The following is a 12,556-nucleotide window of genomic DNA, read 5'->3' on the forward strand; positions in this document are numbered from 1 at the left end:
CGTTAGTCAGGAATAACCGCCATGGCCTCAATCTGCACTTTGGCGCCCTCCACCATCAAACCTTGCACCTGGAAAGCGCTCATGGGTGGGTAATGCCCTATTAACGTCTTGTAAACGAGCCCTACTTCACGACCTTCGGAAAAATAGGCATCCCGATCACTGACATACCAGGTGAGACGAACCAGATGCTCCGGACGAGCGCCCGCCTCTGCCAGCACCGTGACTATGTTACGCAGCGCCTGTATCGCCTGCTCTGCGTACCGATCACTGACCAGACGGCTCTGAGCGTCCCAGCCGAACTGGCCAGACAGGCAAATCAGCGTCCCGCGGGCGACAATACCGTTTGCGTAGCCACGCGGACGATCCCAGCCGGGTGGTTGAAGGATATTCATAAGGCACCCTCGGCCACGGGAATAAAGTGACCCAGCGAACGGCGAATATCTGCCGGTATTGGCGTGGACGTTCCGTCCGTCAAGCAGGTTTGGACCATCGTTTGTTGGCTGCGCATGCGCAAAGCGCCGTTGACATGCCCTTCGATAACAACAGTCAACGAGCTTCGACCCAGGCGCTCAACGCGTAAATCAAATGTCAGCTGGTCTCCATGACGCGAGGGCGCTGTAAATTCACAGTTCAGTTTTACCAGCGGAAGTCCCAACTGGCGCTTACCGATAAGGTCAGAGAAATCGATGTTCAAGCCTTCGGTAAACCAGTCCTCCACAAGCCAGTTTGTTAACACCAGATATTGGGGAAAGTAAACGATGCCTGCCGGGTCGCAGTGTTGAAAACGGATCAGATAGGTTTTGGAGAAATGCGGATTTTCCATGATGTGTTCCACGGGGTCTGTTCAGGCAACAGTGCGAAGGGCCTGACCCTGCGCAACCTGTTGGAGGTAATTTGCCAACATCGTCATGCCGGTTGGCGTCATCAATGACTCGGGGTGAAACTGCAGGCCATAAATGGGCAGTTCCCTGTGACGCAGCGCCATAATTTCGCCCCGCTTGCCGTCCTGATCCAGGACGTGTGCCGTCGCCACCAACTCACTCGGCAACTCGCCGGCAACTAACGAGTGATACCTCGCCACTTGCAACTCTGTCGGCAATCCCTCGAACAAATCGCGTCCGTCATGACAGATACGCGACACCTTGCCATGTAACACCTCGCGGGCACGGCGCACTTCGCCGCCAAAAGCTGCGGTAATACTTTGATGCCCCAGGCAGATGCCCAGTATCGGTAAACGCTGTGCGAAGTGTTTGATGGCTGACAGCGATATACCCGCCTCGGCGGGCGAACAGGGACCCGGCGAAATGATCAGCGACTCGGGCTTCATGTCCTCTATCTGTTGCAGTGAAATATCATCGTTACGGCGCACGTCTATATCGGCGCCGAGCATGCGCAGGTATTGCACAACGTTATAGGTAAAAGAATCGTAGTTATCGATCATTAAGTGCATACGCTACCTCCTGGTAGGGCGTGGCCGTTTTGCACCGCGCTGCTGCGACGCGAATGATCTGGCTTTTTTCAATGGTCTCCTGCCATTCCCGTTCGGCCACTGAGTCTTGCACCACGCCCGCGCCCGCCTGCACGTAAAGACGCCCCTCATGCAGAAGTCCCGTTCGAATGGCGATGGCGAGGTTGGCCCGGCCGCTCCAGTCCAGGTACCCGATCGCTCCCCCATAAACGCCTCGGGCGTGCGGTTCAAGTTCGGCGATGATTTCCAGTGCGCGCACCTTCGAGGCACCGCTGAGCGTGCCTGCCGGAAAGAGGCTCTTGAGCAGTTCCAGGCCGCTGACACTGTCGGGCACGTCGCCAATAACCGTAGAAACGATGTGCATGACATGGGAGAAATATTCGACGTCCAATAGTTGCGACACTTGCACGCTCCCGACGCTGGCAAGGCGGCCCAGGTCATTGCGTGACAAATCCACAAGCATCATGTGCTCGGCCACTTCCTTGGGGTCGGCCAGTAGTTCTTCCTTGAGCCGAGCGTCTTCGGCCGCCGAATTGCCGCGGCGCCGAGTACCTGCCATTGGCCGGGTCGTGACCCGTTGGCCGGCTTGTCGGAACAGCATCTCCGGAGACGCGCCGACCACCTGGTGATCACCCAGGTTCAGCAGATAGCGATACGGCGTATGCCCCAATTGCGCCAGTGAGCGATACAAACTGATCGCATCCTGCTCGAAGGGCTGGCTCATGCGTTGGGACAGGACAACCTGCATCACATCGCCCGCCGCAATGTAGTCCTTGATGCGCGTCACAGCCTCAATGAAGGCTGGCCGTGGGAAGGACGATTCGGCCTCTGAAAGCGGGGTGGGCGCTGCCCGCGTGCTCGGTGCGCTCGGGACAAGCAGAGGACGAACACGGGCCACCAGCTGATTGAGTCGATCCTGCCCTGCCTGATAGTCGCCAAGCGCCCTGGGCCGTTCATGCACGATGCAATAAATCTGCTGCTCGACATGGTCCAGTACGATCAAGTCGGTGCTGATCAACTGCAGCACGTCGGGAAGACCGAAGCCCGAAGGTTTGCGAGGCGCGTTGCGCAAGCGAGGTTCGATAAGCCGCGTCGTCTCAAAGCCAAAATAGCCGAAGAAGCCGCCGCTGAATGGCGGCAGGCCCGGGCACTGAGGAATGCGGAACTCATCCTGCAGCGCAGAGAACGCTGCCAGTGGGTCTGGCGACTCGGTGACGCTAGCCAGTTGCCCGTCGCTGTAAACACGCATGACACCTTCGTCCAGTTCTACACGCTGCCTGCAAGGCAGGCCGATCACAGAGCAGGTCTGCGCGTACGTGCCTTGCTGCCACTGCCCCGTCTCGAACAGGTAATCCTGACCCCGGTTGGCCAGCGCCTCATACAGCGAAAGCGCCTGAACGCCTGCCGGCAAAGTCAACTGTTGCCAAAGTGGAACGTGGCTATAACCTGCGTCGCCGTAAGCAAAAAAATCTTCAGGACTCAACATGCGGGGGTCTCCACTTCGCTACGCAGCAACTGATCGGCCATGTGCGCCATCGCCCTGCGGTCAGGCTTGCCGTTGCGGTTCAAAGGTAGTTCGTCAAGCCATGCAATACGAACCGGGCGCTTGTAGCTCTCCAGCTGCGTTTGCAGGATGTTTTCGATGCGGCCTGTCAGATCGTTTACCGCACCCGAGGCTCGCACCAACAGCACTGGGCGACACTCATCCTCGGTGCAACCCGCCACCAGATAACAATCGCGCAGCTCTGGCAGCCGGCTGATCAGCAGATTTTCGACTTCCACGGGCACCACCCAGCGACCGAAGACCTTGAAACGGTCATCTTCTCGGCCATGAAAGCTCAGTAGCCCCTGCCGGTCCTGGCTGAATAGATCGCCGGTGCGGTACCAGCCGTCGTTGAAGCGCTCTGCCTGATCGTCCGGGCGCTCCCAGTAGCCCACGGCCATGCCGGGCGCCTTGACCAGCAGCACGCCACACTCACCGGGTACGACACTCTGGCCGCCTGCGTCCACAATCCGTGATTCCCAGCCCGGCAACATGCGCCCGACCTTGCCAGGGTGCTGGGCATCCGGGTAACTCGTCGCGAACACATGACCCAGCTCGGTCGCACCAATGCCGTCGTGCAAGCCGATTCCAAAGCGCTGCTGCCAGCGCAGGGCGATATTGGCTGGTAGCGGTGCGCCTGCGCTGAAGGCCAGTCGCAGTGCCAGCTCAGTCGGCTCTATTGCCTCGTCCAGCAACATTGCGTACAGCGTCGGCACGGCAAACAATACGCTGGGTCGGTATTGATTCAGCAGGGCGCGCACGCGCTGTGCGCTTGGCCAGGCACTGTCCAGCACCGCACTGGCGCCTGTGTAAAGCGGAAAAAACAGGCTGTTGCCCATCCCGTAACCAAAAAAGGTTTTGGGCACTGAATACAACACATCGTTTTCGCCCAGCCCCAATTGCCTGACGGCGAAATCCTCGCAGCAGGCCAGGATGGAACGGGCACTGTGCAACACGCCCTTGGGTTGACCCGTACTGCCGGAGGTGTACTGGATCAGGGCCGGCGCTCCGGGGTCCTTGAGCGCAAACGCCTGGCAATGAGTCTTCGGCGAGTACGCGCTCAACCAGCCGCTGTAAGCGTCGCCTTCCAGCACATGCAGGCCTGGCGCGCCGCGCCATTGCTCGGCAGCCGCTGAATGGACAAAACACAGTGTCGGCCGGGCATCCGCTACCAACTGAACAACAGCGGCCGCGTCCAGCCTGGGATTGAGCAAGACAGGCAGCGCACCCATTGCCAATGCGGCGAAGAACAGGATGGCCAGTTCAGCACCATCGTCGAGTGCGATGAACATGCGGTCATCGACCCTGGCGCCCTTTTGGCACAGCTCAAACGCCTGGACTCGCACTGCCTGGTCCAACTGACGGTAGCTCAATTGAAAACCCGGCCCATGAAAACAGAGGCGGTCGCTGTCGCTGCGGCTCGCGATGAGCCGCGCGGCCAGGTTCACGGGTGCGGGGGCCTGCGCCCTGAAAGGCAGCGTGCCTTCAGGGCCGCTGCTTCCCGTTGCCGAATATTCGGCCTTGCCATTATCGGGATGCCTGGCGGAGGGAGAAATCAGCATGGTCGATCTCAGTCCTGTGGAGTTTCAGAGGCGGAGACTGCCGCGCGCAGTCAATCACGCGGCAGACGGTTTTTCAGGCGTGGACCGGACCCAGTTCTTCGCGCAGCGCGATACCGCCCAGGTTTTGCAGCATGGGAGCGTTTTCACACGCCAGGTACACGCATTCTCCGCCACCGGTATTGACATGCTGATGCTCGGCCCAGACCGGGACGTAAAACGCATCACCGGCACACCACGGCACATTGCGGTCGCCAATGCGTGAATAACCCTCGCCCTGGATCACGTAAATCAGTGTCTCGTAGTTATGTCGGTGCAGCCGCGTGGCTTCGGTCACGTCCAACCGTCCCAAAGTCATGCTGATGCTGTGGCTCGGCAGATCGACGATATGCACCTTGTGTTTGCGCTGGGAAGAGAAGGTTGCGTCGTGTTGATCGCTGGCCTGCATGACCTGGCTGTGGCTGAGCCGTTCAGGCAGGCGTGCCTGCAAACGGTTGGGAACGCGCCAGAAATCGGCAGAGCTGAAGCGACTTGCCTGTTCACGGTGCCCGGTCTCGGCCACCGCCACGACCAACGACTGCGCCCAGATCGCGTCGAACATTGCGATGCGGCAGTCGATCAGTTCGCGGCCAATGCGCGTGGCGAGCGCATGACGCTTTTCGTCGCCCTGAATCAGGCGCTGCATGATCGCCAGCATGGTCAGCGCGTGATCTTCGTCCTCTTCGATGTGCAGCTTGAAAAACTCCGTGACGTCTTCGCCGTAACCCTTGTGCTCCAGGGCCTGAAGGATGGGGCGATAGATCAGCGGAACAATGGCTTCGGCCCCCAGGCACAGGGCGGCCAAGCCCACCAGTGCGTCGCTGTTCTGGCAATGGTCGAGCATGGTGCGCGCCATCGCAGCCGTCTCGGGCAGCGCCGCTTCATCAGCGGTCGACACGCCCAGGACGCGCAATGCACGTTGGTAAAGCTCGGCATGGGTAATACGGTCCTGACCGTCTACACCCATCTCCTCGCGCATGTTATCCATCAACGCCAGCACATCTTCGGCATGCTCCAGCTGCCCCATCAGGGCACACAGGTAGCGCGTGAAATGGCGCGAGTAGTGGCTATGCTGGATCAGCATCGTCTTGAGGGACGCGAGACTGACCTCATTGCGCGCCAGTGCCACAAGCAGCGGGTGTTGAACCAGTCGAGTCAGGTCCTGCTCGACAAGCCAGTCAGACCAGAGCGGGCTGATGCCTGTCAACGACGTTACTTCCTGAGGTTTGATCGCAATAGCTTGCACAGGGGGATCTCCTTGAAAAATCGGACTACAGGGTTGGGGCTGGAAGCAACTTGTTGGGTGCATGTGCACATCGAAAATCTCAGGGACGAGGCTGCTGGGGCAGCACCGGCGACAGTGTGGGGTCTGACTCGTCATGCCCGCTGAACACCAGAAGCCCAAGACCTGCCAGCGTGCAGAACAGCGGAAACAGGTACATGCCCAGCCAGCCAAGGTGGTGCACAGCCACGCCGCCAAGCCATGAGCCAACGGCCGCCCCGAGAAAAAACACGGTCATGTAAAGGCTGTTGAGACGGGAGGCGGCAGCTGGATTGATCGCCAATACCCGCGATTGGGTCAGGGCCTGCACCGACCGAACGGCAATATCGGCAACCACCAGGAATACGACGATCATCACGACATGCGCGCCCATCAAGGCCCCGGCCAGCGAGACGAGCATGAGACCTGTGCCCAGCAGCATGACCACGGCCTGCCATCGCATCTTGCGTTGCAGGTAGTCGGCCAGCATGGGAGAGCGCAATGCCGCCAGTGATGTGAAGGCGAGCAAGCCTGTCTGCGCGGTGCTCCATTGAAGCGTGGTGTGGGTGAGCGAACCCAGGTTGGCCCAAATACCGTTGGACGCCGCAAAGAAGCAGGCCGCGATCAGTGCGAGTCGGCGCAGCGGGGCATGGGCCATCCACAGTCGATATTGCCGGATCAGTATCACGCCATAGCCGATGGGCTCACTTGGCGGCACGATGCGCAGGTGCGCACGGATCAAAAGCCCGAGTGTCATCGTAAGCATGCCCACCACCAGATACATGCCACGCCAGCCAACCACCTCCCCACCCCAACCTGCCAACACCCGAGCCAGCAGCAATCCGGCAAAGAGGGAAGACAGCAGACTGCCGATCACAGCTGCCCGCTCGGTGGGCAGACAGGTCCTGGCGCAATGCGCAATCAACAGCTGACCCCCGACTGAAAGCACGCCCGCCACTGCACACAGAACAATCACCACCGTCAGCGTCGGGGCCACCGACAGCAGCAGCAATGTCACGCCGAGCAACAGGAGTGCGCCAGGAATCAATACGCGCGGTGGATGCACATCACCCAGAGGCAGACACAAAACAAGACCCGCGCCGTAGCCCAACTGAGTCGCCAGCGAAAGGCTCCACAGTGCGTCGACTGGCAGGCCGAAAGACGCCGCAATCAGAAAAGTCATTGACTGGTGATACACCACGGCGGCCACGGAGAAACCTGTCGCCAGGCAATACAAGGCCAATACGCCGCGAGACATCGATGTGTCGGAGTTCATTGAGCGGTCTTCCTGAGTGCGGATAAAAGTCACTTAATCGAATGCCAGCTCAAGTGTCGGGGATTGCACGCTGCTCATGCAGGCCAGCACGTAGCCCTGAGCGACTTCCGAAGGTCCCAGCGCATGCGGCGATTGCATCTGCACCTCGCCTTCCAGCACCTTGCAGCGGCAGGTTCCACAGACGCCGGCCTTGCAGCTGTAAGGCGGCGCCAGTCCGGCAGCGAGCATGCTGTCGAGCAAGGAGCTGGTACCCGACGCCAGCCGCAATCGTCGCGTGGCACCGTCAATGCGAACGGTCAGTTGGACCCCGGACGCCGAGACAGTCACACTCGAAGGCGGCCGCACGGCGGGATCGGTGCCGAAACGCTCCTGGCGGATTCGTCCGGCCGGAAACCCTTTGGCCAGCAAGGCCGAGCTGACGCCTTTCATCATGGCGGCCGGACCACATAGATAGACGTGGTCGATGGTGGACACTTGCACGCAACTGGTGAGCAGTGACCCGCAACGGCGCTCATCCAGGCGACCACTGAACAGTTCGACGTCCTGCGGTTCATTGCTGAAAAAGTGAAAAATGGAAAGCCTGGTCAAGTAAGTGTTCTTGAGCTGGCACAAGCGCTCGCGAAATTGCACGGAGGCCAGATCGCGATTGCCATAGACCAGGGTAAAGCGACTGGTTGGCTCATCGCGCAGCGCCGTTTCCAGAATGGACAGAATCGGCGTAATGCCTGATCCGGCCGCAAAGGCGACGTGATGACGTGGGGCGCCGCACGGACTTTCAAGCCCGAAGCTTCCGGTCGGTGGCATTGCTTCGATCACCGCGCCCGCCTGCAGATGCCGATGCGCCCACTGGGAAAACTGCCCGTCGGCGATGCGCTTGATGGCCAACTGTGGGGACCCATCACCCTGCACATTGCACAGCGAATAGGAGCGGCGCAGCTCCTGCCCATCCACCCAGGCGCGCAGTGTCAGGTGCTGCCCCGCCCGATGGGCGAAACGCGCCCGGTGCTCGTGGGGAACATTGAGCGTGAGCACCATGCTGTCCGGGGTATCACGGCGTACGTGGGCGAGCGTCAGAGCAAAGAACTGCGACATGGTCATTCCCTTGAAAGTCAAAAGCTCTTGAAATACTCGAACGGATTACGGCAGGCATCGCAGTGGTAGAGCGCTTTGCAGCGGCTGCCTGAACACGGGTTTTGCAGCCGTATCTGCGCCGCGCCGCAGTGGGGGCACTGCGGTCGGGGCGCGTCACTGGACGTGGGCCAGAACGTCAAGGTTTGCCACTCTGCGAGCACTGCCAGGGGCGGCGCGATACCCGCAGCGCGCATCTTTTCTCTGCCCAGCGCGGTGACCCACTCGGTGGTCCATGCCGGGTGCAGGCGAGTCTCGATGCACAGCGTCTGAATACCGTTTCGGTGCAGCGCATCACGCACGCTTTGCTCAATTTCACGGCGCGCCGGACAGCCGCTGTAGGTGGGTGTCAGCACCACGTTCAAGGCATCGGGTTGCCAGCGCACTTCGCGGACAATGCCCAGGTCAACGATGGATATGTAGGGCATTTCCGGGTCTGGAATCTCAGCTAACAGTGCCCAGATTCCCGACGTGCCCTGCTCCCGCGTGGCGTCCTGATGAGGGTTCACCATTGAGCCCCCGGATAACTGCGTGCCAGGTGCTGCATTTCCATCAGCAGCCCCACCAGCAATTCGCTGTGCTGGCCGTGTCTGCCACCTTGAACGCTGAGCGCACTCGCCGGGTAGACCAGATTGCCTGCTGCCAGAACCTGCTCCACGTAGGCCTGCCACTGTGGTCGCAGTGCGGCCAGGTCGGCACCTATGCCAAGACGCACCATCTCGTGATCAACCGCGTCCATTGCAAACAGTTCGCCGACGTAGTCAACGCACTGTTCCAGCGCACGCTGAGCGTATCGATGACTGCGCTCGGTACCATCGCCCAGGCGCACTATCCACTGGCTGCTGTGCTGAAGATGGTAGGTGGCTTCCTTGCGCGCCTTGATTGCTATGGCGCTTATGCGCGGCTCCGTGGAGCGGGACAATTCGGTCAGAAGCAGGCAATGCCAGCTATCGAAAAGAAACTGCCGAACCTGGGTGTCCGCGAAGTTACCGTTGGGTTGCTCCACCAACAGCACATGTGTGAATTGATGGGCGTCGCGGTGGTAGGCCAGGTCATCCTCATCGCGAACGGGAACCATGCTGGCGCCGGCGTACTCCAGCCACAGCCTGGCTTGCCCCAGCAGATCGAGCGCGATGTTGCTCAGTGCGACGTCCTCTTCCAGCGTCGGTGCGTGCCCGCACCAGCCACACAGCTGCTGAGACAGGATCAGGGCGTTGTCGCCCAGGCGCAGCAGGTAGTCCGACAACGAGGTGTCGCAGGAGGCCGACAGGTTCATAGATGCTGCACTCCGTCGGGAACCGGGTAATAGGTCGCCTGGCGATAATCCTTGTCGTGAGCGGTTTCGAACCAGGCAGCCTGGTCTTGACCGGCGCTGCTGATCACGTGTTCGGAGGCCACGACCCACAGGCTGACAAACGCATCCCGCCGGGTGTACACATCGCGCGCGTACTGCAGGGCCATCTGCGAATCACTGGCCTGGACGCTGCCGATATGACGGTGGGCAATACCGTTCTGGCTACGCACGAAAACTTCCCAGGTGTTCAGTTCATTCGGCATGCTCATCACCCCCGTTCGCAGATTGGGCTGCCTGTTTGGCGGCATGGCAGGCAGCGGCCTCGCGAACCCAGGCGCCCTGATCCCAGGAGCGCTGACGGCTGTTGAGGCGATGCCGGTTGCACTGCCCGTTACCCGCAATCACGCGCCGGAATTCAGACCAGTCGATAGGGCCGCTTTCATAGTGGCCCGTGTGCGGGTTCAGGTGCAGATCAGGGTCGGGCACGCTCAAGCCCAGGTGGTGAATCTGCGGGACCGTCTGGTCGATGAATTTCTGACGCAGGGTGTCGTTGGAGTACAGCTTGATGCCCCATTTCATCGATTGCCGGGAATGGGGTGAATCCGCATCCGGCGGACCGAACACCATCAGCGTCGGCCACCACCAGCGATCCAGTGCCTGCTGCGCCATCAGCCGTTGCTCGGGCGTGCCTTCCACCAGCTTGCGGACCAAATCAAAACCCTGGCGATGGTGAAAACTCTCTTCCTGGCAGATGCGCACCATGGCCCGGGCGTAGGGACCATAAGAGCTGCGAGACAGCGGGACCTGATTGACGATGGCAGCGCCGTCGGTCAACCAGCCGATCATGCCAACGTCTGCCCAGGTGAGCGCGGGATAATTGAATATGTTCAGGTACTTCGCGCGCCCGGCCAGAAGCTCCTGATACGCCTCGTCGCGATCGACACCCAGGCTTTCCAGCGCGCTGTAAAGATATTGGGCGTGACCGGCCTCGTCCTGAACCTTGGCCAACAGCACGCATTTACGGTGCAGGCTGGGCGCACGTGTCAGCCAGAAACCTTCGGGCAACATGCCCACGTATTCCGAGTGGGCATGCTGCGAGATCTGGCGCAGCAACGTGCGCCGGTAGCCTTCGGGCATCCAGTCCTGGGACTCGATTTTGTCGCCTCGGTCGATCCGCTGTGCAAACGCTGCCTCTGACACAGCACTGTCCTGACTCGATACGGTGCTCATGGCTGCAGATATTCCAGCAGGCTGACCGGCGTCGTCGCCAACGGCGGCTCACGCAGAAACTGGTTCCAGACCAGGTCGCTCAGCACTGAACGGTCGCCCTCGTCAAAGTCGCGCTGCCAGTTCCAGAAGTGCTCACGTATCTGGCGCTTGAGGATCTTTCCGGTCGAGCCGGCCGGCAGCGCATAAGTGTTTGCCAGAATGCCAGCACAGAGGGTGTAGCCTGGCAGCTCGCCTCGTCCCTGGAAGGGGTAGCAGGTCATGGCATGCTGCAGCACCTCATCGGCATCCACACCCGCGTCCTGCCCACGAACCAGTATCAGCACGGCTTCTTCACGGGTAGGTCCGCGGGACACGCCCACGACACTGACGTCGAACACGCCTGGCAGCGCCAGCAAATGCTCTTCGAGCAACAGGGTGTAGACAGAAACGCCAAGGTTGCTCGGCACGGTGTCAACGATGCGGTCAAGGTGAACGAATTCGCCATTGGCCATGCGCAAGCCCACGTCGCCTGTCAGCCAGTAATCGTTCAGTTCGGTCAGCGCCGTGAGATGCGGTTGACCGTAGTAGCCCGGTGTAACCGTGGGGGAGCGCACGCCGAAATAGCCCGCGGTGCCATCCGGCAACAATTCGCCCTGCGCTGAAAGAATGTCGCAGCGGGCATAGCTGGCGGCATGTCCGACGGTACGCTTGCTCGCGACGCTGCCCTCACGAGACACCTTGAAAAACTGCGACATCCCAAGCTCCGAGGCGCCGAACATGTCAGTGAATCGAGCCTCGGGCGCCAGACGCAACAACGCTCGAATATGCGCCTCGTGTGCGGTATCACCGGTGTTGTAGAAACGTTGAATACTGCCCAGGTAGCCATCAGGCAAATTCAGTTCGGCAAGGGAGGCATAACTCTGCGAAAACGCTGTCACGATCGTGGGCTGAAAGCTCGCCAGCATGTGAGCGAGCACCGAACCCGTTTGAGTATTGAGCGACAGGGTTGGCAACTGCAGCATCACGGCCGTCATCAGGTAACTGATACCGGCGGCATGAGTGGGCGGCATGGCGGTGGCCAGTTTGTCGTCGGGGCCTTCCACGAAGCTGCGCAGGCGCTCGCGCTTGCCATTGAAGAATTGTTCATGGCCGAACAGCACGGCTTTGGGAATCCCGGTGGTTCCCGAGCTGTGGCACACCATGATGATGTCTTCAGCTTTTCTCGTGACCGGCCAGCCTTGTTCGGGAACCGGCAGACAGGCGACTGGCGAGCCTTCGCGAAAGTGGGCATCCAGCACCGTCAGACCTTCGAGTTCTGTGGTCAGATTCCAGCGCGAGCGGGTCTCCTGATCGCACACAAATATATCGAACCGATTACGTTGTGCGTACAGCGTGGCGATGTCGGCGCGCAGATGCCCGTTGATCAACACGGGAACGCAACCCAACGTGCCCAACGCCAGAAAGTGCAGAAAAGACGGGATGCCATCTCCCAGATACAGACACACGTGACGCCCTGCACTCACCCCGCAGCCCAGGTACCAGCCTGCCAGTTGCTTCACCTGGTGGTGCAGGCTGTCCAGAGAGAATGCCTCGTGCGACTCACCACTGGGCCCCACGAACGCCTTCTCCAGGAACAGAAAATCAGCTTCAAGCCGACCGTAGGCTGCTACCGACTTGGACAGGAAGTTTCCTGCACCAAGTTCCGGATCTGCGAACAATGTGTCCCATGCCTGCTGCTGGGTAATCGGGTTCATCCTTGGATCTCTCGTGTGAAGTGAA

The 12,556-nt window shown here is 60.3% G+C and carries 13 protein-coding genes; all 13 read right to left on the reverse strand.

All coding sequences use genetic code 11. The features are described from left to right. Positions 1–2: 2 nt before the first annotated feature. Entirely contained in the window at positions 3–392 is a 390-nt protein-coding gene (locus tag ACXX81_RS18765) for a RidA family protein (RefSeq protein ID WP_057006952.1), read from the reverse strand. Then, positions 389–823 (reverse strand): acyl-CoA thioesterase, encoded by a 435-nt coding sequence (locus tag ACXX81_RS18770; protein WP_231422496.1) that lies wholly within the window; start codon positions 821–823, stop codon positions 389–391. Before ACXX81_RS18770 ends, ACXX81_RS18765 begins: the two co-directional genes overlap by 4 nt. Positions 824–844: 21 nt before the next feature. Then, positions 845–1,450, reverse strand: coding sequence for an anthranilate synthase component II (locus ACXX81_RS18775; protein WP_057006954.1), 606 nt, complete (start codon positions 1,448–1,450; stop codon positions 845–847). Next, a complete protein-coding gene (locus ACXX81_RS18780; protein WP_458572182.1) occupies positions 1,431–2,954 on the reverse strand; it encodes an anthranilate synthase component I family protein in 1,524 nt (507 codons plus the stop codon). The genes ACXX81_RS18775 and ACXX81_RS18780 overlap by 20 nt, the downstream gene beginning before the upstream one ends. Further along, positions 2,948–4,573, reverse strand: a complete 1,626-nt coding sequence (locus ACXX81_RS18785; RefSeq protein ID WP_458572183.1) for an AMP-binding protein — start codon at positions 4,571–4,573, stop codon at positions 2,948–2,950. Before ACXX81_RS18785 ends, ACXX81_RS18780 begins: the two co-directional genes overlap by 7 nt. Positions 4,574–4,646: 73 nt before the next feature. Then, a complete protein-coding gene (locus ACXX81_RS18790; RefSeq protein ID WP_458572184.1) occupies positions 4,647–5,855 on the reverse strand; it encodes an iron-containing redox enzyme family protein in 1,209 nt (402 codons plus the stop codon). A 79-nt stretch (positions 5,856–5,934) separates the two neighbouring features. Next, complete coding sequence (locus ACXX81_RS18795; protein WP_231422492.1) at positions 5,935–7,146, reverse strand: MFS transporter; 1,212 nt, start codon at positions 7,144–7,146, stop codon at positions 5,935–5,937. Positions 7,147–7,179: 33 nt separating this feature from the next. Beyond that, complete coding sequence (locus ACXX81_RS18800; protein WP_458572185.1) at positions 7,180–8,238, reverse strand: 2Fe-2S iron-sulfur cluster-binding protein; 1,059 nt, start codon at positions 8,236–8,238, stop codon at positions 7,180–7,182. A gap of 17 nt (positions 8,239–8,255) precedes the next feature. Continuing rightward, complete coding sequence (gene paaD / locus ACXX81_RS18805; protein ID WP_458572186.1) at positions 8,256–8,786, reverse strand: 1,2-phenylacetyl-CoA epoxidase subunit PaaD; 531 nt, start codon at positions 8,784–8,786, stop codon at positions 8,256–8,258. Next, a complete protein-coding gene (gene paaC / locus ACXX81_RS18810; RefSeq protein WP_057006959.1) occupies positions 8,780–9,550 on the reverse strand; it encodes a 1,2-phenylacetyl-CoA epoxidase subunit PaaC in 771 nt (256 codons plus the stop codon). Before paaC ends, paaD begins: the two co-directional genes overlap by 7 nt. Next, entirely contained in the window at positions 9,547–9,831 is a 285-nt protein-coding gene (paaB, locus tag ACXX81_RS18815; RefSeq protein WP_231422489.1) for a 1,2-phenylacetyl-CoA epoxidase subunit PaaB, read from the reverse strand. The genes paaC and paaB overlap by 4 nt, the downstream gene beginning before the upstream one ends. Beyond that, positions 9,821–10,798 carry a 1,2-phenylacetyl-CoA epoxidase subunit PaaA gene (paaA, locus tag ACXX81_RS18820; RefSeq protein WP_231422488.1) on the reverse strand — a complete coding sequence of 326 codons (978 nt, stop codon included), beginning with the start codon at positions 10,796–10,798 and terminating at the stop codon, positions 9,821–9,823. Before paaA ends, paaB begins: the two co-directional genes overlap by 11 nt. Beyond that, on the reverse strand, positions 10,795–12,531 hold the full coding sequence (locus tag ACXX81_RS18825) for a class I adenylate-forming enzyme family protein (protein WP_057006961.1): 1,737 nt from the start codon (positions 12,529–12,531) through the stop codon (positions 10,795–10,797). Before ACXX81_RS18825 ends, paaA begins: the two co-directional genes overlap by 4 nt. Between the last annotated feature and the right edge of the window lie 25 nt (positions 12,532–12,556).

The organism is Pseudomonas sp. GNP013, from assembly GCF_054343995.1.

What these genes read in the sequence shown, in the direction of transcription:
- ACXX81_RS18765 (WP_057006952.1), bottom strand. Translation starts at nt 392, where the DNA reads ATGAATATCCTTCAACCACCCGGCTGGGATCGTCCGCGTGGCTACGCA.
- ACXX81_RS18770 (WP_231422496.1), bottom strand. Translation starts at nt 823, where the DNA reads ATGGAAAATCCGCATTTCTCCAAAACCTATCTGATCCGTTTTCAACAC.
- ACXX81_RS18775 (WP_057006954.1), bottom strand. Translation starts at nt 1,450, where the DNA reads ATGCACTTAATGATCGATAACTACGATTCTTTTACCTATAACGTTGTG.
- ACXX81_RS18780 (WP_458572182.1), bottom strand. Translation starts at nt 2,954, where the DNA reads ATGTTGAGTCCTGAAGATTTTTTTGCTTACGGCGACGCAGGTTATAGC.
- ACXX81_RS18785 (WP_458572183.1), bottom strand. Translation starts at nt 4,573, where the DNA reads ATGCTGATTTCTCCCTCCGCCAGGCATCCCGATAATGGCAAGGCCGAA.
- ACXX81_RS18795 (WP_231422492.1), bottom strand. Translation starts at nt 7,146, where the DNA reads ATGAACTCCGACACATCGATGTCTCGCGGCGTATTGGCCTTGTATTGC.
- ACXX81_RS18800 (WP_458572185.1), bottom strand. Translation starts at nt 8,238, where the DNA reads ATGTCGCAGTTCTTTGCTCTGACGCTCGCCCACGTACGCCGTGATACC.
- paaD (WP_458572186.1), bottom strand. Translation starts at nt 8,786, where the DNA reads ATGGTGAACCCTCATCAGGACGCCACGCGGGAGCAGGGCACGTCGGGA.
- paaC (WP_057006959.1), bottom strand. Translation starts at nt 9,550, where the DNA reads ATGAACCTGTCGGCCTCCTGCGACACCTCGTTGTCGGACTACCTGCTG.
- paaB (WP_231422489.1), bottom strand. Translation starts at nt 9,831, where the DNA reads ATGCCGAATGAACTGAACACCTGGGAAGTTTTCGTGCGTAGCCAGAAC.
- paaA (WP_231422488.1), bottom strand. Translation starts at nt 10,798, where the DNA reads ATGAGCACCGTATCGAGTCAGGACAGTGCTGTGTCAGAGGCAGCGTTT.
- ACXX81_RS18825 (WP_057006961.1), bottom strand. Translation starts at nt 12,531, where the DNA reads ATGAACCCGATTACCCAGCAGCAGGCATGGGACACATTGTTCGCAGAT.